Below are 22,441 nucleotides of genomic sequence, written 5' to 3' on the forward strand. Positions count from 1 at the left end.
CCCCGACGCCCCCGCCGCGCCTCGAAGCGGGGCGCCGGACGGGGGCGGGGATGTCGGGAAGTTCTCGGCTCAGGCCTTCACAACCACCGGGATGATCATGGGGCGGCGGCGCAGACGCTGCGAGGCGAAGCGGCCCACCACGCGGCGCATCGCCTGCTGCAGCTGCACGGTGTCGTGTCCCTTCTCCTCCTCGATGGCACGCACCAGCGCCTTCTTGATCTGCGGCTTGAGCTTCTCGAACACGTCGTCGTCCTCCGCGATGCCGCGGGCGTGGATCTCCGGGCCGGTCACCAGCTCCCCCGTTTCGGAGGACACCACGGCGAACAGGGAGATGAAGCCCTCTTCGGAGAGGATGCGGCGGTCCTTCAGATCGGACTCGCTGACCTCGCCGACGGAGGAGCCGTCCACGTACACGTAGCCGCATTCGACTTCGCCGACGACCTTCGCCACACCGTCCTTCAGGTCCACGACGCCGCCGTCGCGGGTGAGGATGATGTTCTCGCGCGGCACACCGGAGGAGTGCGCGATGTCGCCGTTGGCGATGAGGTGGCGGACCTCGCCGTGCACCGGCATCACGTTCTTCGGCTGGAGGATGTTGTAGCAGTAAAGCAGCTCACCGGCGCTGGCGTGACCGGACACGTGCACCCGCGCGTTCGCCTGGTGCACCACGTTCGCGCCGAGCGCGAGCAGGCCGTTGACCACCCGGAACACGTCGGTCTCGTTGCCGGGGATGAGGGAGGAGGCGAGGATGATGGTGTCGCCCTCCCCCACCTCGATGCGGTGGTTGCGGTTGGCGATGCGGCCCAGCGCCGCCATCGGCTCACCCTGGGAGCCGGTGCACATGAACACGACCTTGTCATCCGGCATGGAGTCGGTCTTCCGGACGTCGATGAGGGTGTTCTTGGGGATGTTCAGGTAGCCCATCTCCGCGGCGATGGTCATGTTGCGGACCATGGAGCGGCCCACGAACGCGACCTTGCGGCCGTGCTTCGCGGCGGCATCGAACACCTGCTGCACGCGGTGCACGTGGCTGGAGAAGGACGCCACCACGACCTTCTTCTCCGACTTCGCGAAGATGCCCTCGAGCACGGGGCCGATCTCCCGCTCCTGCACGGTGAAGCCAGGAACCTCAGCGTTGGTGGAGTCCACGAGGAACAGGTCCACGCCCTCCTCGCCGAGGCGGGCGAAGGCGCGCAGGTCGGTGAGGCGGCCGTCCAGCGGCAGCTGGTCCATCTTGAAGTCACCGGTGTGCAGCACGGTGCCGGCATCGGTGTGGATCGCGACGGCGAGCGCATCGGGGATGGAGTGGTTGACGGCGACGAATTCGCATTCGAACGGGCCGAGGTCCTGGAACTCGCCCTCCTTGACCGCCATGGTCAGCGGCTTGATGCGGTGCTCCTTCAGCTTCGCCTCGATGAAGGCGAGGGTGAGCTGGCTTCCCACGAGGGGGATGTCCGGCTTGAGGCGCAGCAGGTACGGCACGGCGCCGATGTGGTCCTCGTGGCCGTGGGTGAGGACGATCGCGACGATGTCGTCGAGGCGGTCCCGGATGGAGGTGAAGTCCGGGAGGATCAGGTCCACACCGGGCTGCGACTCCTCCGGGAAGAGGACGCCGCAGTCCACGATGAGGAGGCGACCGTCGATCTCGAAGACGGTCATGTTGCGGCCGACTTCGCCGAGGCCGCCCAGCGGGGTGACCCGCAGGGTGCCGGGCTTGAGCTTCGGCGGGGTGCCGAGCTTGGCGTGGAAGGGTGATTCGCTCACTTCTTGTCCCCTCGTTCGAACTGCTTGACGATGCCCGCGAGGGCGCTGCTGGAGGCGGTGATCCGCGCGATCTGCTGCGGGTCCGCGGGAGTCAGCGGCAGGCGCACCGTGGCGTGCGGCAGGATGCCGAAGTGCTCCATGGCGTGCTTCACGGCGACCGCTCCCGGCACCTGGTTCATCAGGGCGTTGACGAAGGGGATCCGGGAGGAGTGGATGCGCTGCGCGGTGATGAGGTCGCCGCGGTGGGCGGCGTCGATCTGCATGCGGTCGAGGCGCCCGGTGACATGGGAGCAGACCGAGATGATGCCGGAGGCGCCGACGGACAGCCACGGCAGGTTCAGCGCGTCCTCACCGGAGTAGATCTCCAGCTTCGTGATCCGCATGAGGTCGGATCCGTCGTGCAGGTCGCCGCGGGCGTCCTTGACGCCGCGGATCGTTGGGATCGCGGACAGTTCGATCGCGGTCTCCGGCGTGATCGGGATGCCGGCGCGGCCGGGGATGTCGTACAGCAGAATCGGGAGGTCGGACGCCTCCGCCACGGCGCGGAAGTGCGCCTTCACGCCCCCCTGGGACGGCTTGTTGTAGTACGGGGTGACCACCAGGAGGCTGTCGGCGCAGCCGGTGGCGGCGGTGGCACGGGCCAGGGCGGCCGTGTGGGCGGTGCTGTTGGAGCCGATGCCCGCCATCACCTGTGCGCGGTCCCCGGCGGTCTCCTTGACGGTGCGGAGGATCGCGAGCTTCTCCTCATCCGAGGTGGTGGGCGATTCGCCGGTGGTGCCGTTGACCACGAGCAGGTCGTGGCCGATGTCGAGCAGGTGCTCGGTGAGGACTCGCAGCGCGTCGTGGTCGACCGCGCTGGCGTCCTCGGTGAACGGTGTGACCATCGCGACGCCGAGCGTCCCGAGGTCCAGAGAACTGTTTTCTGCGGTGGTCATCTCATCTCCGATGATCGGGGGCCGACGGGCTCTGCGCGACCGGCGGCGCCGGGGCGGTGACGGCCGGGCAGGTGGAACGAAGGGGCCGGTGCCGCCGTGCTCACGGGGCGACGCGCCCGGCGTCGTTGAACGCTTCGTAGGTGATCGGCATCTTCTCGGCGAACAGCTGCTCGATCTTCTCGGCGACCATTTCGATCTCCCGCTGCGGGAACGACGGGAAGTGCGAGTCGTCGCTGGTGGTGCGCAGGCTGATGAAGTTCATCATGGAGCGGGCGTTCATCGTCACATACATCGAGCTGAACAGGCTCAGCGGCAGCACGCCGCGGGCGACCTCGCGGGCCACACCGGCATCGAGCATCCGGCGGTAGGACTCGTAGGCGGCCTCCGCCTGTCGGCGGTGCTCGGCCTGGACGAGTTCGCGCTGCTCATCGGTGCCCTCGTAGAAGTCGTACGCGCCGGGTTTGCCCTTCTGGATGAGGCGGCGGTCATCACCGGGGACGTAGAACACGGGCCGCATCTCCCGGTAGCGGCCGGACTCTTCGTTGTAGGAAGCGATGCGGTGGCGCATGAATTCGCGGAACACGAAGATCGGCGCTTCGACGAAGAAGGTGAAGCTGTTGTGCTCGAACGGGGAGCCGTGGCGGTCGCGCATCAGGTAGCGGATGAGGCCGCGATCGCGCCCCGCATCCTCCTGACCCACGACATCCTTGGACTGCTCTCCCACGGTCGAGACTCGGGCGGCGAACACAACGTCCGAATCGGCGGCGGAGCAGCGGACGAGCTCCACGGTCACATCGGAACGGAACACAATCTCACTCATGCCCTCAGCCTACGGGATGAGCCCGGGCCCGAGGGTCCCGGCGCGTCCTCGCCGGCACGTCCGATGCGTCTCGGATCGCGGCGCATGCGCGCACGGGCCCCCGCCGTCCCTAAGGTGGGTCCATCATGACGACAGGTTCCCTCCGATGACCGCCGAGGCTGCGCGCACGGTCCGCTCCCGAGGCCGCTCCATCGGCTTCGCGACGGGGCTGTACGCAATCTCCTTCAGTGCGCTCGCAACCTCGTCGGGTCTGAGCGTGCTGCAGGCGGTTGTGCTCAGCGCGGTGCTGTTCTCCGGCGGCAGCCAGTTCGCGTTCGTCGGCGTAGTCGCCTCCGGCGGCTCGGCGGTGTCGGCGATCTCCACCTCCACCCTGCTGGGCATCCGCAACACGGTGTACGGCATCTCCCTTACACCGGTGCTCCCCCGCGGGGGCCTGCGCGGGCTGGCCCGCTCCGTTCTGACGATCGACGAGTCCGCGGCGAACGCGCTGGCCGCCCCGACTCCGGAGCTGCAGCGTGTGGGGTTCTGGTCCGCCGGGATCTGGGTGTACGTGTGGTGGAACGCGTTCACGGTGCTGGGGGCGTTCCTCGGCTCCTGGATGTCGGACCCGGGCGCGTGGGGGCTCGACGGTGCGGCGGCGGCCGCGTTCATCGCCCTGCTGTGGCCGCGCCTGGTGCGCCGGGAAGCGGTGGCGCTGGCGGTCGCGGCGGCGTTTCTGGCGCTGATCCTGGTCCCGCTGATGCCGCCGGGGCTGCCGGTGATCTGTGCGGCGCTGGTGGCGGTGCTGTTCGCGTTCCTGCCCGAGGGGCCGACGGGTGCCGCGCCTGCTGAGGGCTCCTCCGCGGCTGCATCCGTGTCCTCCGACGAGAAGGAGCGGGCATGAGCGGCGGGATGCTGTGGGCGGCGGTGATCGCGGCGTCACTGCTGTCCCTGGGGCAGAAATGGCTGGGCTATCAGATCCCCGCCTCGTTCCTGAACCGTCCGCGGATCTCGCGGATCCTGTCGCTTATGCCGATCGCCCTGCTGGCGGCGCTGGTGGCGACCCAGACGCTGACGTCCGGCACGTCCGTGGCGGTGGATGCCCGCATCGTCGGTGCGGCGGTCGCGGTGGTGCTGCTGTGGCGGCGCGCCCCGTTCCTGCTGGTGATCATCGCAGCGGCAGCGGCGACGGCGCTGACGCGCCTGCTCGGCTGGGGCTGAGCGCGCCGGCGAGCCGAGTCCCCGCGCCGGCTCCGGCCGGACCTGCGCGGCCGGGCTCAGTCGCGGTGGCGCTTCGCCGCTTCCCGCATCGCCATGCGGGCATTGCGGCGGTCCCGCTTCGCCTCGTACGCGAGCGACAGCCGCAGCCACGGCTGCCACGCCTCCGGGTCCGCCTCCACGTCCCGCTTCGCCGCGGGGAAGCTCTTGAGCTCGTCCTCGGTGACGCGGTCGAAGAATCCGTCGGCCCGGGCGGCGCGGGCGAGGCGCTGGGTGTCGAGGCCGAAGCGGACCTCCCGCCACAGCACCCACAGGCTGAGGCCGATCAGCACGATGAGCGCGAGGCCGAGCCCGATGCCCACCGGGGTGTCGGAGGTGAGGAAGCCGTACGCGATCCAGCCCATGCCCCACACGTAGATGAGGCACAGCAGCACCATGACGGCGGCGAAGATCTTCTGTCCCACAGTGCGTCTCAGTCGAGGTCGAGGATGTTCTCCAGGCCCACGGTGAGGCCCGGACGGTCCACGACTTCGCGCACGCTCAGCACGATGCCGGGCATGAAGCTGATGCGGTCGAAGGAGTCGTGGCGGATGGTGAACTGCTCACCGGTGTTGCCGAACAGGATCTCTTCGTGCGCGGTAAGGCCGCGCAGCCGCACCGCGTGCACGGGAATGCCGTCGATGCGGGCGCCGCGGGCGCCGTGCGGGTCCTTCTCGGTGGCATCGGGGGCCTGGCCCCTGCCGGCCGCCTCGCGGCCGCGGGCGATGGCCTCAGCGGTGTGGATGGCGGTGCCGGACGGGGCGTCCACTTTGTTCGGGTGGTGCAGTTCGATGATCTCGGCGGATTCGTAGAAGCGGGCGGCCTTCTGGGCGAACGTCATCGCGAGGACGGCGCCGATCGCGAAGTTCGGGGCGATGATGACACCGGTGCCGGGGCTCTTCTCCAGTGCGGCGGTGACGTCGGCGCGGGACTCGTCGGTCCAGCCGGTGACGCCGACGACCACGTGGATGCCGTGCTCCACGGCCCACAGCACGTTCTGCTTCGTGGCATCGGGGACGGTGAGATCCACCAGGACGTCCACGCGCTTCTGCCCGTTCTCGTCGAGGAGGTCCTCGATGCTGTCCTCGCGGGTGATGCCGGCGACGAACTCGATGCCGTCGGCCTCCTCCAGGGCCCTGACGGCTTCGCTGCCCATGCGCCCGTTGGCGCCGATCACTGCTGCGCGGATGGTGCTCATCGCTGGTTCTCCTCGGAGGTGGTGGTGGGGATGGCCTGGGTGGGGGTGCGTTCGGGACCGACGTCCACGCGGGTGCCGACGGCGTCCGCCATCTCGGCGGCGAGCTGCTGCACCTGGGGGCGCTCGACCGCATTGAAAGCGTCGAGCGCTTCGTCGACGCTGCGGAACTGGCCCTGGAGCAGTTCAGAGGTGGCCAGGCGCGCCATCCGCGACTGGGTGTCCTCCAGCCCGAGCGCCATCGAGCCGGTGATCTGGCCGAGGGCGCGGCGCAGCTCGTCGTCGGTGATGCCGTGCTCGGCCATGCGTTCCACTTCGGCGACGAGGAGGTCGGCGACGGCGTCTGCGCTCTTGGCGCGGCACGCTGCGTACATTCCGGCCATGCCGGCGTCGCGGAACGCCGAATGGTACGAGTACACGGAATAGGCGAGGCCGCGGCGTTCGCGCACTTCCTGGAACAGGCGGGAGCTCATGCCGCCGCCGAGGATGCTCATCAGCACGGTCATCGCCTGCCGGCGGTCGTCGACCGCGGTGATGGACGGCCCGCCGATGAAGACGTGGGTCTGTTCGGTGTCGCGGCGCAGCTCCCGCATCGACCGCTTCTCGGGCGGCATGCGGTGCGCGGTGGTGGAGCGCATCGGGGTGGGCAGGGCCCCGTCGGCCAGCGACCAGCCGCCGGCGGAGACGGCGGCGAGGACGAGCTCGCGCACCTGCACGTGGTCGACGTCGCCGACCGCGGTGACCAGCAGGCGCTCGGGGGCGTAGTGCTCGCGGTAGTGGTCGCGGACGTTTTCCAGGCCGACGGCCATGACGGTCTCGGGGGTGCCGCCGACAGGGCGGCCCAGGGCCGTGTCCGGTCCGAGGACATCAGCCATCACGGCTTCGAAGCCGACGTCAGTGGGATCGTCCTCCGCCATGGCGAGCTCTTCGAGGATCACTTCGCGCTCGGTGAGGAAGGCGTCCTCGTCCAGCAGCGGGGAGGTGACCATATCAGCGAGGACGCTGATGGCCATGGGGAGATCGGCGGAGCGCACGCGAGCGTAGTAGCAGGTGTGCTCCTTCGCGGTGGCGGCATTGGTCTCCCCGCCGACCTCATCGAACGCGGTGGCGATCTCCAGGGCGGTGCGGCTCGGCGTTCCCTTGAACAGGAGGTGTTCGAGGACGTGGGTGGAGCCGGCGTGCTCGGGGGTCTCGTCGCGGGAGCCGACGGGCAGCCAGAAGCCGACGGAGGCGGAGCGGACCGACGGGTCGCGTTCGGTGATGAGGCGGATGCCGCCGGGAAGGATGGAGCGGCTGATCAGGGAACCGGTGGAGTCCTCGAGGGTCTGCTCCAGCCCGGGCTCGGTCAGTGAGAGTGGAATCGGCACCCATCCACTCTAGCGGGGCGCTGACCACCGCGATGCCCAGGCGCCTCTGCCCACGAGCAGCGCGGAAACGGGGCAGCCCCGCTGGCCGAGCGGTGGGCTCGATCAGCGGGGCTGCTCATGCTGTCCTCAGCAGGCGGGGATCAGTTCTCCTCGCCGCTGTCCTCAGCGGAGTCCTCGCCCTCGTCGTCCTTGACGACGTCGAGGGAGATCTTGCCGCGGGCATCGATCTCGCGGATCTCCACTTCGATCTTCTGGCCGACGGAGACGACGTCCTCCACGTTGTTCACGCGCTGGCCGCCGTTGAGGTCGCGCAGCTTGCTGACGTGCAGCAGGCCGTCCTTGCCCGGGGTCAGCGACACGAACGCGCCGAAGTCGACCACGCGGACCACGGTGCCGAGGTAGCGCTCACCGGTCTCGGGGACCATCGGGTTGGCGATGGCGTTGACGGCGGCGCGGGCCGCTTCGGCGGAGGGGCCGTCGGTGGCGCCGATGTAGACGGTGCCGTCGTCCTCGATGGTGATGTCGGCGCCGGTGTCGTCCTGGATCTGGTTGATCATCTGACCCTTCGGGCCGATGACCGCACCGATCTTGTCCACCGGGATGGTGACGGCGAGGACGCGCGGAGCGTACGGGCTCATCTCGTCCGGCTGGTCGATGGCCTCGTTCAGCACGTTCAGGATGTGCAGGCGGGCCTCGCGAGCCTGCGACAGTGCCGAGGCGAGGACGCTCGCGGGGATGCCGTCGAGCTTGGTGTCCAGCTGGATCGCGGTGATGAACTCGCTCGTGCCGGCGACCTTGAAGTCCATGTCACCGAAGGCGTCCTCGGCGCCGAGGATGTCGGTGAGGGCCGAGTACTTGGTCTCGCCGTCCACCTCAGCGGAGACGAGGCCCATGGCGATGCCGGCGACGGGTGCGCGCAGCGGCACACCGGCGTTCATCAGGGACAGGGTGGAGGCGCACACGGAGCCCATGGAGGTGGAGCCGTTGGAGCCGAGCGCCTCGGACACCTGGCGGATCGCGTACGGGAACTCCTCACGGCCCGGCAGCACCGGGGTGATGGCGCGCTCGGCGAGCATGCCGTGGCCGATCTCGCGGCGCTTCGGGGAGCCGACGCGGCCGGTCTCACCGGTGGAGTACGGCGGGAAGTTGTAGTGGTGGATGTAGCGCTTGCGGTCGACCGGCGAGAGGCCGTCGATCTGCTGCTCCATCTTCAGCATGTTCAGCGTGGTGACGCCGAGGATCTGGGTCTCGCCGCGCTCGAACAGGGCGGAGCCGTGGACGCGCGGCAGCACCTCGACCTCAGCGGAGAGCTGTCGGATGTCGCGGGGGCCGCGGCCGTCGATGCGGACGCCCTCGGTGAGGATCTTGGTGCGCACGACCTCCTTGGTGAGCGCACGGAAGGCACCGGTGACCTCCTTCTCGCGGTCCTCGAGCTGCTCGGCGAGCTCCTCCTGCACCTCGGCGAGGAGCTCTTCGGTCTTCTGCTCGCGCTCGAGCTTGTCGGCGATGCTCATGACCTCGGTGAGGCGGTCCTTCGCGGTGCGCTCGACGATCTCGTAGGCGTCGTCCTGGAAGTCCAGGAACAGCGGGAACTCGCGGACCGGCTTCGCGGCCTGCTCGGCGAGCGACTGCTGCGCCTCGCAGAGGGTGCGGATGAACACCTTGGCGGCGTCCAGGCCCTCGGTGACGACGGACTCCGTCGGCGCCACGGCGCCCTGGTCCTTGATGAGGGTCCAGGCGTTGTCGGTGGCTTCGGCCTCGACCATCATGATCGCGACGTCGTCACCGACGATGCGGCCGGCGACGACCATGGAGAACACGGCCTCGTCGAGCTGCTCGAAGGTCGGGAAGGCGATCCACTGACCGCCCTCGGCGTTCGGCATGAGCGCGATGCGCACGGCGCCGATCGGGCCGGAGAACGGCAGGCCGGAGATCTGGGTGGAAGCGGAGGCGCCGTTGATGCCGAGGACGTCGTAGGCGTCGTTCGGGTTGCAGGCCATGACGGTCAGCACGATCTGCACCTCGTTGCGCAGCCCCTTGACGAAGGCGGGGCGCAGCGGGCGGTCGGTGAGGCGGCAGGCGAGGATCGCGTCGGTGCCGGGGCGGCCTTCGCGGCGGAAGAACGAGCCGGGGATGCGGCCCGCTGCGTACATGCGCTCTTCGACGTCCACCGTCAGCGGGAAGAAGTCGAAGTGCTCCTTCGGCTGGTTGGAGACGGCGGTCGCCGAGAACACCATCGTGTCGTCGTCGAGGAACACCGAGACGGCGCCGGCGGCCTGCTTGGCGAGGCGGCCGGTCTCGAAGCGCACCTGGCGCTGGCCGTAGTCACCGTTGTCGATGACGGCGAGAGTGGACTTCACATCGTGGTCCATGGAACTTCTCCTTCATGGGCCCCGGTCCGGTCATCAACAATCACACGCGCGGTCTGCTCGGGCCGCCGCTGGGCGGTTCTGAACGCGGATGTCACTGCCGAAGACCGACTCCGTCGGGCCCCCTTCGTTGGTGTGTTTCGGGTGCGAGTATAGGGGAACAGAATCGCCGCCCACCTGGAGAGGTGAGCGGCGATCGGTGATCAGCGGCGGATGCCCAGGCGCTGGATCAGAGCACGGTAGCGCTCGATGTCCATGGCCTGAAGGTACTTCAGGAGGCGCTTGCGCTGGCCGACCAGCAGCATGAGGCCGCGGCGGCTGTGGTGATCGTGCTTATGGGTCTTCAGATGCTCCGTCATGTACTTGATGCGGTGCGTCAGCAGAGCGACCTGGACCTCGGGGGAACCGGTGTCACCCTCGGTGCGACCGAATTCCTTGACAATGGCTTGCTTGGTTGCAGAATCGAAGGCCACTGGCTCTCCTTCTATACGTGTTGCTGCACGGCGCTCCGAGGCATGTTCTCTCGGGCTCTACGATCCGTGGCCGATCTGACGGCCTTCCCACAGTACCAGCAGGGGGCTCAGCGGACCCCGGTCCACTCCCCCAGAGTGCGGCGAGTCACCTCGACGTCCTGCCGCATCTGCACCACCAGCTCATCGATGGAGGAGAAGGCCAGGGTGGGGCGGAGGCGTTCGATGAAGTCCACCCGCACCCGCTTGTCGTACAGGTCGAGGTCGTGGGAGCCGTGCACGTAGGTCTCCACGATGGTGTGCAGGGGCCCGTCCTCGAAGGTGGGGTTGGTGCCGATGGAGATGGTGGCCGGCGCCAGGCGCATCTGCGCGTCCGGGTGGTCCGCCCGGGTGGGCACCTCGACGCTCAGGAGGCCGGCGTAGACCCCGTCGGCGGGGACGAGGCCGTCGGGCCGCGCGCTGAAGTTCGCGGTGGGGAAGCCGAGTTCGCGTCCCCGCTTGAAGCCGTGCTGGATGACGTCGGCCACCGCGTGGGGGCGGCCGAGCATGCCGGCGGCGCTGCCGACGTCACCGGAGGTGATGGCGGCGCGGATCACGGAGGAGGAGACGCGGCTGCAGGAAGCGGAGATGCCGAGCTCATCGACGACCAGAACCTCGAAGCCGAGCTTCTCCCCCAGCTCCTGCATGGTGCCGAGGTCGCCTTCGTTGGCGCGACCGAAGCGGGAATCGCGCCCGATCACCACCGCCTTCGCGTTCAGCAGCTCCACGAGGAAGATCCGCACGAAGTCCTCCGCGCTGTGCTGGGCGAAGCCGCGGGTGAACTCGAGGTCGAGCACGCTGATGCCGAGGTCGCGGATGAGGTCGTCGCGCCGGGCGTAGCCGGTGATGAGCGGCGGCACCACCGAGCCGGTCATGACATGCCGGGGGTGCGGGTTGAAGGTCATGGCGATGGGGCGCAGGCCGCGTGCGGCGGCGGCGTCCTGGAGCTGGCGGAGCACCGCTTGGTGGCCGAGGTGGACGCCGTCGAAGTTGCCGATGGTGACGGCGCTGGGCTCGACGGATGCGGGCACGTCAGCTGCGCTGGCCCACAGCTCTCCTCTGCTCAACCATCTGCCTTCCTGCCGCGGTCCGAAGTTCTGCCTCCCCCACCCTAAACCCTGTGCACCGGCCCCCGGCGCGCCGCGCGCACCGTCTCCGGCTGTGAGGGCACCGATGATGTAACACGCGCATCAATAGCACCTCCGCCTGGCAGGCGGGTACGATAGCGCCCATGTGCGCGGACACGCCCGCGCATCGAAGAGAACGTAAGGACGATAGACATGTCGACTGCGACGCAGACCAGGTCACGCCGCATCATCCTCTGGGTGATCGCTGCTCTGGCCGTGCTCGCTCTCGTAGCTACCGGCGGTTCCATGGCGTACGCCAAGCAGTTCGAGGGGAAGGCCCTTCCCGGCACGACCGTGATGGGCAAGGACGTCTCCGGGATGACCCAGGCGGAGATCACGAAGCTCCTCTCCGGCCAGGACACCGGCGTCAAGGCCACCATCGTGGCCGAGGGTGAGAGCACTGCCGTTCCGATCGAGGACCTCGGCGTCACCCTGGATCCGCAGGCCACCGCGGCCGCTGCTGTGCAGCGCGACGCTTCGGTGGGCAATGTGGTCTTCGGCGGCGACCACGCCGTCAAGCCGGTCCTGACGATGGACCGCAAGGTCACCACCGACTACGCCTCCGGCCTGGTTCCCGAGGGCCGCGAGAGCGCGAAGAACGCCGAGGTCACCTACGACCCCGAGAACGGCTCCTTCTCCGTGACCGAGGCCCAGGCGGGCCTCGGTGTGGATCCGGAGCAGTTCGTGCAGACGGTCCGCAAGGGCGCCTCCGGCATGAAGGACTTCACCATCACGCAGGAGTTCACCCGCATGGAGCCGGCTCTGAGCACCGAGAAGGCCGAGGCCGCGGTGAAGCGGACCGAGGCGATGCTGGACAAGCCGATGACGGTCACCGGCCCGAACGGCCGCACCTTCGAGATCTCCAAGCAGGACCGCCTCCACTTCGTGACCGTTGCACCGAATGCTGATGGCACCGACTTCGAGACGCAGGTCAACGCCGACGAGGCCGCCGCCTACGTCCAGACCATGGCGAACGAGATCGAGGTGTCGCCGAAGAACGGTGTGACCGGTGTGGACGGTGACGGCAAGGTCATCAAGGTCCTCAACGAGAAGGTGGACGGCACCTCCGTCACCAACGTGGATGAGGTCAGCTCCGAGTTCGTCACCGCGATGCAGAAGGGCACGGAGTTCTCCGCGACCTTCACCACGAAGAAGGTGCCGGCGAAGGACACCACCACCGTGATCGAGGCGGAGAAGAAGGACGAGAAGAAGTCCGACGACGCTGAGAAGAAGAAGGCCGACGAGAAGAAGAAGGCCGACGAGAAGAAGGCTGCGGACAAGAAGTCCGACGACGCGAAGCCGGAGGACAAGGAGTCCACGGACGACAAGCCCGCTCTGCCGGCGCACGCGCCGAAGGAGGCGACCAGCGGTGACAAGTGGATCGACATCAACCTGTCGAACAAGACCATCACCGCGTACCAGGGCACCCAGAAGGTGTACGGTCCGATCTCCATGGTGGACGGCAAGCCCGGCAATGAGACCGCCACCGGCGAGTTCACCACCTACCTGCGCTACGACAAGCAGGACATGACCAACGAGTACAAGTATCCGAAGGGCCACCCGAAGTACTACTACACGAAGGACGTCCCCTACGTGCAGTACTTCAAGGGCGGCTACGCGATCCACGGCGCACCGTGGCGCTCCAGCTTCGGCTACGCCGGCTCACATGGCTGCATCAACCTGCCCGTGCAGGACGCGAAGTGGTTCTACGACTGGGCCCCGATGGGCACCAAGGTGGTGTCCCACCGCTGATGCACGACTGCGTGCCGCGCTGATCGGCACCGAGCACCCAGCATGACGAAGCGGGCTGGCCCTGATCAGGGGCCAGCCCGCTTCGCTGTTCTCAGCCTCAGGCGGGGAACACGGTGGCCGGTCTGAGGCGCCCGCGGTGCGGCTCCACGATCGCCACGAGGTCCTCCCCGGGACCGACCGCAGCGCTGAGCTCCCCCGCATCCTCAGGGCTGCTCGCCTCTGGTGCGTGGATCATCTGCCCGAACCGGAGGGAGCGCGCATCCGCCTCCCCCACCGGCACCACCGGCAGCAGGCCGCCGGCGACCTCACCGAGGCCGCGCAGCACCACTGGGGAGGCCGACGGGTCCTCCGCCGCCTTGGGCGCGTCCCGCTTCGGCACCGTGCCGGCGTCCTGCACGCTCCACTTGCCGACGTGGGTGCGGCGCAGAGCCGTCAGGTGCCCGCCCACCCCGAGGGCCTCGCCGAGGTCGCGGGCCAGTGCACGGATGTAAGTGCCGGAGGAGCAGTCGATGACGGCGTCGATGTCGCAGAACCCGTCGGCCTGCCGACGGGTCCCCGTCACCTCGAAGCGGGCCACGCGGATGGGGCGGGCCTCCAGCTGGACGTCGTCGCCGGCGCGGACGCGGGCGTAGGACCGCTGCCCGTTCACCTTGATGGCGGACACGGCGCTGGGGACCTGGAGGATGTCTCCGGTCAGGTCCTCGACGGCAGCGGCGATCTGGTCGTCGCTGATGCCGTCGGCCGGGCGGCGCGGACCCGTTTCGTCGCCCTCGGCGTCGTCGGTGATGGTGGCGACGCCGAGGCGGATGGTCGCCTCATACGTCTTGTCGAGGCCGACGGCGTAGGTGAGCAGTTTGGTGCCCTGGCCGACGCCGATCACCAGCAGCCCGGTCGCCATCGGGTCCAGCGTGCCGGCGTGGCCCACCTTGCGGGTGCCGAGGTGGTAGCGCAGGCGCGCGACCACGTCATGGCTGGTGAGGCCGGTGGGTTTGTCGACCAGCGCGATGCCGACGGGGCCGGGGGCGTTCACGCGCGCTCGCCGTCCTCGCCTTCGCTGACCGCAGCGCCACTGTCCGCTGCGGCGTCGTCACGGTACGGGTTCTCCCCACCCGCGTACTCCTTGCCCTCCTTGTAGCGGGCCAGTTCGGCGTCGCGGGAGCGCGCCTCCACCAGGAGGTCGTCGATGGTCTTCGCGGTCTCCGGGATGGCGTCCTCGAAGAACTTCAGCGACGGTGTGAGGCGGATGCCGAGGCCCTTGCCGACCTCGGTGCGGAGCATGCCGGTGGAGGACTTCAGCGCCGCGGCGGTGGCCCGGCGCTCCTCCTCCCCACCGAACACCGTGTAGAACACGGAGGCCTGCTGGCCGTCACCGGACACGCGGACGTCGGTGATGGTGACCCAGCCGAGGCGGGGGTCCTTCACCTTGGAGTCCAGGGCGGTGGCGACGATCTTCTTGATGCTGTCGGCGATGCGCCGGGAGCGAGGGTTGCCGGTCATGATGGGGTCCCTTTCGTCGAGGAAGCGGGGTGGCTGCGCTTCACAGCCACGATGATGTCACGGTCGATGGAGCGGTCCACGCGGTGGCGGAACTGGCCGTCCTCCGTCAGCAGGCGCAGACCGCCCTGCTGGAGCACTTCCGCCATCGCGGGGTACGGCGCGGTGCGGCGGTTGACGGCGAGGACGAGGCTGGCGCCGTCGGTCATGGCGCGGCTCCACGCGGGCAGGGCGGATTCCACGAGCTGCAGCGGGGAGCGGGACAGGGCGGCGTTCTTCGTCTGCTTGCCCGCCTTCGGCGTCCGGGTCTGCTTCCCCGCCTGCGCGCGGGCGCCATGCTGGACCCCGTACGGGAGGTCGGCGACGATCGCGTTGGCGCTGCGGGGGCGGATGAATGCGCCGAGCCCGGTGGTGTCCGCGGTGAACAGGGTGAGCGACTGGCCGCGGCCGGCCCTCTGCTCCTCCTTGCTGCGGGCGAGGTCGGCGCGGAACACGGACCCGAGCTGCTGGCCGTTGACGGTGAGCCGCTCCGCGGATGTGGTGTGCTTCAGGCGGTTCTCCCGCATCCACGTGGTGAGGAACGCGCGGAACAGTTCGGCGTCCTTCTTGTCGAGGTCGACGCCGACGGCGTCCAGCCCCCACATGAGTGCCTGGTTGAGGGTGGTGCCGCGCCCGGCGACGGGGTCGAGGACGGTGAACGGGCGGGAGGTGTCCTCGATCAGGTGCGCGTCGGCACTGGCGGCGATGGCGCAGCTGAGCATGAGCGCAGTGAACTGCTCGTTGGTCTTCCCCTGATACTTCAGGGTGGTGAGCAGGGTGGAGTCGAACCGGTCGACAGCTGGTGTCCGCACCGGCAGCAGCAGCGGCAGCTCGGGCATCTCGTCGACGTAGAGGCGCTCCTCGCCAGCTGCGCCGTCTGCCGGGCCCACCGCGGGGCCGGCGGCCTCCCGGTCGGGGCCGACGGGTTCCGGGGCCGGCATGGTGCCGACTTCGTCGAACACGCCGAAGATGTGGGGGGATCGGGCGAGAGCGGTGAGGACCCGGGCGCGCGCTGCCGCGTCGATCCCCTCCCCCGCGGCGCCGCCGATGTCGGCATCGAGCGCCCAGTCGGCGAGCTCGATCCGCAGGGTCGGCATGCCGGCGATGGACTCCTCGCGGACATCCTCAAGGGCTCCGGGCACGGTGTGCGCCAGAACGAAGCGGAGCTCGGCGGCGGCAAGAGCCGCAGCCTGCTGGCCGTAGACGCGGTTGGCGGATGGGGCGAGCAGTCCGTGCAGAACGGTGGTCATGGTGTCCTCACTGCCGATGGGTGGGAAGCGACGAGGCCCCGCCCGCGCCCATTCGGACGCGGTCGGGGCCTCATCATCTCAGCGTGCGCTGATCAGTCCTTCTTGTTGGTCTTGGGCACTTCGCGGGGCTTCTCCACCATCTCGTACGTGGTGATGATGTCGCCCTCCTGGATGTCGTTGAACGACCCCAGGTTGATGCCGCACTCGAAGCCCTCGCGGACCTCAGTGACGTCATCCTTGAAGCGGCGCAGGCCGGCGATCTCGAGGCTCTCGGTGACCACAACGCCCTTGCGGGTGATGCGGGCCTTGGAGCCGCGGTTGATCGTGCCGGAGGTGACCATCGAGCCGGCGATATTGCCGAACTTGGAGGAGCGGAAGATCTCGCGGATCTCGGCGGATCCGCGGTCCTTCTCCTCGTACTCCGGCTTGAGCATGCCCAGCAGGGCGCTCTCCACCTCTTCGATGGCGCGGTAGATGACCGAGTAGTACTTGATCTCCACGCCCTCGCGGTCAGCGTATTCGGCGTTCTGGCCCTCGGCGCGGACGTTGAAGCCGATGATCACGGCATCGGACGCCATGGCGAGGTTGATGTTGTTCATCGTGATCGCGCCGACGCCGCGGTCGATGACGCGCAGCTGGACGTCGTCGCCGACCTCGATGCCGAGCAGTGCCTCTTCCAGCGCCTCCACGGAACCGGAGGCGTCGCCCTTGAGGATGAGGTTGAGGGTCTCGACCTTGCCCTGCTCCATGGCCTCCTTGATGTCCTCGAGGGACATGCGCTTGCGGGCCTTGGACAGCTGGGCGGCGCGCTTGGCCGCTTCGCGCTTCTCAGCGATCTGGCGGGCCTGACGCTCGTCCGCGGGCACGATGAACGTGTCACCGGCGCCGGGCACGGAGCTGAGGCCCAGCACCTGCACCGGACGGGACGGCAGGGCCTCCTCGACCGCGTCGCCGTTCTCATCGAGCATGGCGCGGACACGGCCGTGGCCGGTGCCGCAGACGATCGCATCGCCGACGCGCAGCGTGCCCTGCTCCACCAGGACGGTGGCGACGGGGCCGCGGCCGCGGTCGAGGTTCGCCTCGATGGCGACACCGCGAGCGTCCTTGTCCGGGTTGGCGCGCAGATCCAGGGCAGCATCGGCGGTCAGCAGGACGGCCTCCAGCAGCTCGTCGATGTGCAGGCCCTCGCGAGCGGAGACGTCCACGAACATGGTGTCGCCGCCGTACTCCTCAGCCACGAGGTTGTACTCGGTGAGCTGGGCGCGGATCTTGTCCGGGTTCGCCTCCGGCTTGTCGATCTTGTTGACCGCGACCACGATCGGCACATCCGCAGCCTGGGCGTGGTTGAGCGCCTCGATGGTCTGCGGCATGACGCCGTCATCGGCCGCGACCACAAGGATCGCGATGTCGGTGACCTTCGCACCGCGGGCTCGCATGGCGGTGAACGCCTCGTGGCCCGGGGTGTCGACGAACGTGATGGGGCGGTCCTCGCCCTCGTGGTCCACGTGCACCTGGTACGCACCGATGTGCTGGGTGATGCCGCCGGCCTCGCCGGATCCGACGTTCGCACGGCGGATCGAGTCGAGCAGGCGGGTCTTGCCGTGGTCCACGTGGCCCATGACGGTGACGACCGGCGGGCGGGGCAGACGATCCTCGTCGTCCTCCTCGTCCAGCTCACCCTCAAGGTCGATGTCGAACTGCTCGAGCAGTTCGCGCTCCTCGTCCTCCGGGGAGACGATCTCGATCTTGTAGCCGAGCTCCTCACCGAGCAGCTGGAACGTGTCCTCATCCAGGGACTGGGTGGCCGTGGCCATCTCGCCCATGGCGAAGAGGACGGTGATCAGCGATGCCGGGTTGACGTCGATGCGGTCGGCGAAGTCGGTCAGCGAGGCGCCGCGGCGCAGACGGATCGGCGTGGAGCCGTCACCGCGCGGAATCTGCACGCCGCCCGGTGCCGGAGCCTGCATCTGCTCGTACTCGCGGCGCTTGGCGCGCTTCGACTTGCGGGAGCGGGCGGGCTTGCCGCCGCGTCCGAACGCGCCCTGCGTGCCGCCACGGCGGCCGCGGCCGGGACCGCCGCCACCGGGACGGGGACCGAAGCCGCCGCCACCGGGGCCTGCGCCGGGTGCGCCGCCCTGACCGCCGCGACCACGGCCGCGACCGCCGCCGCCACCGCCGGAGCGGGGCTTCTCAGCAGCAGCGGACCGTGCCGGCATCATGGTCGGCGACGGACGGGGACCGCCCGGGCGCGGACCGCCGGGACGGGGACCACCCTGGCCGGCGCCCTGCGGTGCGCCCTGGCCTGCGCCCTGGCCGTCACGGCGCGGGGGACGCGGGCCACCGGGGCGGGGCATGCCCTGCGAGGACGCGAACGGATTGTTGCCGGGACGGCCTCCGCCGTCGCGGCGCGGGGGACGCGGGCCGCCCGGGCGGGGCATGCCCTGCGAGGACGCGAACGGGTTGTTGCCGGGGCGACCGCCACCGGCGGCGCCGCCGCGCTGCGGGCGCTGGCCGCCGCCCGGCTTCGGGCCGGGGCGGGATGCCGCGCCGGGCTTCGGAGCGGACGCCGGGGTCGGGGGCTTCGGGCCGCCGGGCTTCGGCGCGCTGGCCGGGCTGGCGTCAGCGGCCGGCTTCGCAGCGGGCTTCTGGCCGGGCTTCGGGGCGCTGGACGGCGCGGCCGACGGGGTCGGCTTGTCGCCAGCGGGCTTCTGGTCAGCGACCGGGGCGCCATCGGCCTTCGCCGGTGCTGCCTTCTGGCCGGGCTTGGGTGCGCCGGGCTTGGGGGCACCGGGCTTCTGGCCGGGCTTCGGGGCGCCGGGCTTCTGGCCGGGCTTGGGGGTGCCGCCGGCGGTGGCGCCGTCGGACTTCGGGAATGCGCCGCGAACGCGGCGCGCGACCGGGGGTTCAACGGTCGACGAGGCGGAGCGAACGAATTCGCCGAGGTCCTCAAGCTTCTTGAGGACGTCCTTGCTCGTCACACCAAGCTCTTTGGCGAGCTCGTGAACGCGAACTTTAGCCACAATTCTCCTGTCTCGGTCCGGCCGGCCGAGTCAGGGCGGCGCGGACCACTAGCTCCTGTGGGTGCTCATTGGTGAGTACTCATCGGATGTCCATTGGTGTTCTACCCGCTTCCAAAGGTGGTTCGGTTCCTTGCGAAGGGTTCACTCGGGCGCGCAGCTGCGCTTCGAGTCCGGTGATGTCCACCCGGCCCTTGAAGGCCCGGCTGAAACCACCGCGCTTGAGCGCCGCGGCGATGCACTGCTCGTCCGGATGGATCCACGCGCCCCGTCCGGGGGCGGTGCGGGTCTCATCGAGGCGGACCGCAGGCGGCTCCCCCTCAGCGGAGGGGCCGCGTACAACGCGCACGAGCTGATCTCGGATGTCCTGGGTGCGACATCCGACGCAGGTGCGGATCGGCCGATTCGATGCCTCATCGGTCATTGAATTCCGCTCCGTTCCCACGTCCAGCCTGTCCAGTCTACCCGAGTGGCCCCGGGAACGGGGTGCGGTGAGCGCCCGGGTGAGGGATCACACCCGCACCCGGCCGCCCCCGCGGGGTGCGCGTTGGCCGAGATCAGGCGCCCAGGTCGCCCTCATCCTCGGGGCCGACGGAGGCCTCCGGAGCGATGGTCTCGGCGGGATCCGTCGGCTCCCCCGCAGCGCCGCCGGCGCGCTCAGCGGCCAGCTGCTCCTCGGTGCGGATGTCGATCCGCCAGCCGGTGAGCTTCGCGGCGAGGCGAGCGTTCTGCCCGGCCTTGCCGATCGCGAGCGACAGCTGCCCCTCGGACACGACCGCGAGCACCTGCTTCGCGGCCTCATCGGTGACGACCACGCTGCTGACGCGGGCCGGGGAGAGGGCGTTGCCGACGAACACCGCCGGGTCCTCATCGAACTCGACGATGTCGATCTTCTCGCCCTCGAGCTCCGCCATCACGGAGCGGACGCGCTGACCCATCGGTCCGATCGCGGCGCCCTTCGGATTCACACCGTCCACATCGGAGGACACGGCGATCTTCGTGCGGTGCCCGGCTTCGCGGGCGAGGGCGCGGATCTCCACAGTGCCGTCGCCGATCTCGGGCACCTCCAGTTCGAAGAGGCGGCGCACCAGGTTCGGGTGGGTGCGGCTCAGCGTGATGGCGGGGCCCTTCGCGCCGCGGCGGATGTCCGAGACGTAGGCGCGGATCCGCTTGCCGTGCGGATAGTGCTCGCCCGGCACCTGCTCGTGCGGGGGCAGGATGCCCTCCACGGTCTGCAGGTCCACGTACACCAGGCGCGGGTCGCGCCCCTGCTGGATCACACCGGAGACGATCTCCTCGGCGCGGCCGGCGAAGTCGCCGAGCACGGCCTCGTCCTCGAGCTCGCGGATGCGCTGCAGGATCACCTGACGGGCGGTGGCGGCGGCCACTCGACCGAAGCCCTCGGGGGTGTCGTCCCACTCTTCGATGATCTCGCCGGTCTGGTCGCGGTCCTCAGCGATGACCGTCACGGCGCCGGAGGACTCGTCGATCTCGATGCGGGCGTTCGGCGCCGGGTGCGGGGTGTGCTGGTAGGCCACCTGGAGGGCCTGTGCGATTGCGTCCAGCAGAACGGGCATGGGGATTTCGCGTTCGCGCTCCAGAGCGCGCAGTGCTCCCAGATCGATGTCCATGGTGGCCTCCTCAGGCGGTGCGGATGGATGGTGGCGGTGTGCTCAGCGGAATTCGAGCTGGATCTCGGCGGTCTCGACCTCGGTGATCGGCACGCGGTGCTCACCGGGCTTCAGCTTCTCGGCGGCGGGGGCCGCCGCTCCCTTCTTCTTCCGCTTCGGGTCGTGCGGCGGCTTCTGCACGTCGAGGACGAGCTCGTCGTCGACCACGTCGGTGAGGCGGCCGTAGAAGGTGCGTCCGTCGGTGAGGGAGCCGGAGAGCAGGCGGCTGCGGGAGCGCTTGAAGGCGCGCACGCTGTCCAGGGGGCGGAACACGCCGGGGGTGGTGACGTCGAGCGTCGAGGGGACGTCGCCGATGAGGCTGAGGTCGTCGTCCAGCAGCTGCGAGATCTCTTCGGAGACGTCGGTGACGGTGTCGAGGTCGGCGCTGCCGATCTCGTCCTCCGGCAGGTCCACGGTGACGACCAGGCGGACCGTGCCGCCGACGCGCTGCGCGAGGACGGATTCGCAGACGAGGCCGTGCCTGTGGATGATCGGAGTGAACGCGTCCATGAGGACTGAATCGTCCGGCTTCGGTGGAATGGCCACGGGTCCGCGTCCTCCTCGTATTCGTCTGACAATCCCCGCACTGCGTGAGCGCAGGAGCTCGACACTACTCTATTACTGTTGGAGGGCGCCCGCCCCAGCCGGGGCCCAGTGGCGCACCCCTCCCCCGCACCGCCGACCCGGACAAGGACCACCACCGATGAGCGCTGCCACGCCCTCCCCCGGCCCCATCAGCCGACGGATGCTGGCCCTGCGAGCACTCACCCTCACCGGGGCCGTCGCCGCCGGCGTCACGCTCAGCGGCTGCGCCAACGGCGCCCGCCTGCGCCTGGGGCAGCCCGCCCAGTACACCCCGCCGCCTCCGGGCATCGACGAACAGTACCGCACCGACATCCTCACCGCGCTCGTCACCGCCGCCCCCGTCACCGACTCCTTCGCCGCCGCGGCCACGGGCGATGCCCAGAAGCTCAGCGCGCTCATCGCCGCAGCGATGCAGGACCAGCAGCGGGCGTTCGCCACGGCAGCGGAACTGGAGGACGGCACCTACCCGTCGGCCGCCTCCCCCGCCGATGCCGCAGCGGGCGCCGCCGAGGTGGCCGAGCAGCTGCGCGCCCTGCGCGACCTCATGCTGGAGGCCACCGTGCAGGTCTCCGCATCACTCGCGCGCATCACCGCATCCGCGGGCGTGTTCTCGATCTGGGCGCTGAGCCGTCTCGCCGCCGTCACCGGAGATTCGGCGCTCGCGCCCCCGGCACCGCCCTCCGCCGCCGACCTCGCGCCGACGCGTCCGGTCCCCACCGAGGACCCCGCCTACATCGACCCGCAGGACGGGCTCGCCCAGCTGATGCAGGACGCGCAGCGCGACGAATGGTTCGGCGCGTACGCCCTCGAAGTGGTGGCAGCGCGCGCGCCGAAGGACCAGCGCGCAGCCCACGCGAAGCGCGCCGCCGTCCACCGGAGCCGCGCCGAGTCGTACACACCGGCGATCACCGCGCTGAAGGCGGAGCCGGCCCGCCGCGAAGCCGCCTACCCGCTAACCGCCGAGCAGCGGACCGATGAGGGCCTGGCCGCGCTCGCGCAGGAGATCTCCACGACCTCGATCGCCCACGCGGTGCGGCTCAGCTCCGCCGCCACGTTCGATCAGCGCGCCGCGTTCATCGCCGCGTGGGCGGAGGAGACACCGGTGTTCGCGCAGCGGGCCGCCTCGGTCGACTCCCTGCCGTGGCTGGAGGAGCCGGCCGAGGGCTGATGCCCGCCGCGCGGGGCCGCCTGCTGGGGGGTGTCCCTATGTTTCGAGTCAAGCCGCGAGAGCGGTCGGCTCGGGGGTAGGGGCGGTTGTCGGTGGCTGGTAGTAGGTGCCGTCGCGGAGCATGGCGTAGATGACGTTGCAGCG

General features: G+C 69.8%; 20 protein-coding genes. 4 read left to right on the forward strand and 16 right to left on the reverse strand.

Features of this window, described 5'->3' with window-relative positions; genetic code table 11:
• Positions 1–69: 69 nt before the first annotated feature.
• From MHY20_RS08125 to thyX, 3 genes are all read right to left on the reverse strand, one after another.
• The gene (locus MHY20_RS08125) at positions 70–1,764 is read right to left on the reverse strand and encodes a ribonuclease J (RefSeq protein ID WP_239376106.1); all 1,695 of its coding nucleotides are present in this window, start codon (positions 1,762–1,764) and stop codon (positions 70–72) included.
• Positions 1,761–2,699, reverse strand: coding sequence for a 4-hydroxy-tetrahydrodipicolinate synthase (dapA, locus tag MHY20_RS08130; protein WP_239376107.1), 939 nt, complete (start codon positions 2,697–2,699; stop codon positions 1,761–1,763). The genes MHY20_RS08125 and dapA overlap by 4 nt, the downstream gene beginning before the upstream one ends.
• Positions 2,700–2,799: 100 nt before the next feature.
• Positions 2,800–3,519, reverse strand: a complete 720-nt coding sequence (gene thyX, locus MHY20_RS08135) for an FAD-dependent thymidylate synthase (RefSeq protein WP_183373482.1) — start codon at positions 3,517–3,519, stop codon at positions 2,800–2,802.
• Positions 3,520–3,664: 145 nt separating this feature from the next.
• On the opposite strand from thyX, the gene MHY20_RS08140 reads away from it, so the two are divergent.
• Both MHY20_RS08140 and MHY20_RS08145 read left to right on the forward strand, forming a co-directional pair.
• Positions 3,665–4,402, forward strand: a complete 738-nt coding sequence (locus MHY20_RS08140) for an AzlC family ABC transporter permease (protein ID WP_239376108.1) — start codon at positions 3,665–3,667, stop codon at positions 4,400–4,402.
• Positions 4,399–4,719 (forward strand): AzlD domain-containing protein, encoded by a 321-nt coding sequence (locus tag MHY20_RS08145; protein WP_239376109.1) that lies wholly within the window; start codon positions 4,399–4,401, stop codon positions 4,717–4,719. Before MHY20_RS08140 ends, MHY20_RS08145 begins: the two co-directional genes overlap by 4 nt.
• A gap of 56 nt (positions 4,720–4,775) precedes the next feature.
• On the opposite strand, the gene MHY20_RS08150 is transcribed toward MHY20_RS08145, so the two are convergent.
• The 6 genes from MHY20_RS08150 to MHY20_RS08175 all read right to left on the reverse strand — a co-directional run bounded on the left by MHY20_RS08150 (position 4,776) and on the right by MHY20_RS08175 (position 11,262).
• Entirely contained in the window at positions 4,776–5,180 is a 405-nt protein-coding gene (locus MHY20_RS08150; RefSeq protein ID WP_183373479.1) for a hypothetical protein, read from the reverse strand.
• Positions 5,181–5,188: 8 nt separating this feature from the next.
• The gene (gene dapB, locus MHY20_RS08155; protein WP_183373478.1) at positions 5,189–5,953 is read right to left on the reverse strand and encodes a 4-hydroxy-tetrahydrodipicolinate reductase; all 765 of its coding nucleotides are present in this window, start codon (positions 5,951–5,953) and stop codon (positions 5,189–5,191) included.
• Entirely contained in the window at positions 5,950–7,317 is a 1,368-nt protein-coding gene (locus MHY20_RS08160; protein ID WP_239376110.1) for a pitrilysin family protein, read from the reverse strand. Before MHY20_RS08160 ends, dapB begins: the two co-directional genes overlap by 4 nt.
• A gap of 140 nt (positions 7,318–7,457) precedes the next feature.
• A complete protein-coding gene (locus MHY20_RS08165; RefSeq protein WP_183373476.1) occupies positions 7,458–9,689 on the reverse strand; it encodes a polyribonucleotide nucleotidyltransferase in 2,232 nt (743 codons plus the stop codon).
• Between the two features lie 200 nt (positions 9,690–9,889).
• A complete protein-coding gene (rpsO, locus tag MHY20_RS08170; RefSeq protein WP_183373475.1) occupies positions 9,890–10,159 on the reverse strand; it encodes a 30S ribosomal protein S15 in 270 nt (89 codons plus the stop codon).
• Between the two features lie 107 nt (positions 10,160–10,266).
• The gene (locus MHY20_RS08175) at positions 10,267–11,262 is read right to left on the reverse strand and encodes a bifunctional riboflavin kinase/FAD synthetase (RefSeq protein ID WP_275436735.1); all 996 of its coding nucleotides are present in this window, start codon (positions 11,260–11,262) and stop codon (positions 10,267–10,269) included.
• Positions 11,263–11,475: 213 nt separating this feature from the next.
• Between MHY20_RS08175 and MHY20_RS08180 the strand changes: the two genes are divergently transcribed.
• Complete coding sequence (locus MHY20_RS08180) at positions 11,476–13,074, forward strand: L,D-transpeptidase family protein (RefSeq protein WP_183373473.1); 1,599 nt, start codon at positions 11,476–11,478, stop codon at positions 13,072–13,074.
• Between the two features lie 97 nt (positions 13,075–13,171).
• On the opposite strand, the gene truB is transcribed toward MHY20_RS08180, so the two are convergent.
• From truB to MHY20_RS08215, 7 genes are all read right to left on the reverse strand, one after another.
• Positions 13,172–14,104, reverse strand: coding sequence for a tRNA pseudouridine(55) synthase TruB (gene truB / locus MHY20_RS08185; RefSeq protein ID WP_239376112.1), 933 nt, complete (start codon positions 14,102–14,104; stop codon positions 13,172–13,174).
• Positions 14,101–14,571 (reverse strand): 30S ribosome-binding factor RbfA, encoded by a 471-nt coding sequence (rbfA, locus tag MHY20_RS08190; protein ID WP_239376114.1) that lies wholly within the window; start codon positions 14,569–14,571, stop codon positions 14,101–14,103. The genes truB and rbfA overlap by 4 nt, the downstream gene beginning before the upstream one ends.
• Entirely contained in the window at positions 14,568–15,857 is a 1,290-nt protein-coding gene (locus MHY20_RS08195; protein ID WP_239376115.1) for a hypothetical protein, read from the reverse strand. The genes rbfA and MHY20_RS08195 overlap by 4 nt, the downstream gene beginning before the upstream one ends.
• A gap of 92 nt (positions 15,858–15,949) precedes the next feature.
• Positions 15,950–18,877 carry a translation initiation factor IF-2 gene (gene infB, locus MHY20_RS08200; protein WP_239376116.1) on the reverse strand — a complete coding sequence of 976 codons (2,928 nt, stop codon included), beginning with the start codon at positions 18,875–18,877 and terminating at the stop codon, positions 15,950–15,952.
• A 79-nt stretch (positions 18,878–18,956) separates the two neighbouring features.
• Positions 18,957–19,298, reverse strand: a complete 342-nt coding sequence (locus MHY20_RS08205) for a YlxR family protein (protein ID WP_239376117.1) — start codon at positions 19,296–19,298, stop codon at positions 18,957–18,959.
• A 133-nt stretch (positions 19,299–19,431) separates the two neighbouring features.
• Complete coding sequence (gene nusA / locus MHY20_RS08210) at positions 19,432–20,505, reverse strand: transcription termination factor NusA (RefSeq protein ID WP_183373468.1); 1,074 nt, start codon at positions 20,503–20,505, stop codon at positions 19,432–19,434.
• A gap of 42 nt (positions 20,506–20,547) precedes the next feature.
• Complete coding sequence (locus MHY20_RS08215; RefSeq protein WP_183373467.1) at positions 20,548–21,090, reverse strand: ribosome assembly cofactor RimP; 543 nt, start codon at positions 21,088–21,090, stop codon at positions 20,548–20,550.
• A 157-nt stretch (positions 21,091–21,247) separates the two neighbouring features.
• Between MHY20_RS08215 and MHY20_RS08220 the strand changes: the two genes are divergently transcribed.
• On the forward strand, positions 21,248–22,297 hold the full coding sequence (locus MHY20_RS08220; protein WP_183373466.1) for a DUF4439 domain-containing protein: 1,050 nt from the start codon (positions 21,248–21,250) through the stop codon (positions 22,295–22,297).
• Positions 22,298–22,441 lie beyond the last annotated feature (144 nt).

The sequence above is a fragment of the Helcobacillus sp. ACRRO genome, from assembly GCF_022347125.1.
Classification (GTDB): domain Bacteria; phylum Actinomycetota; class Actinomycetes; order Actinomycetales; family Dermabacteraceae; genus Helcobacillus; species Helcobacillus massiliensis.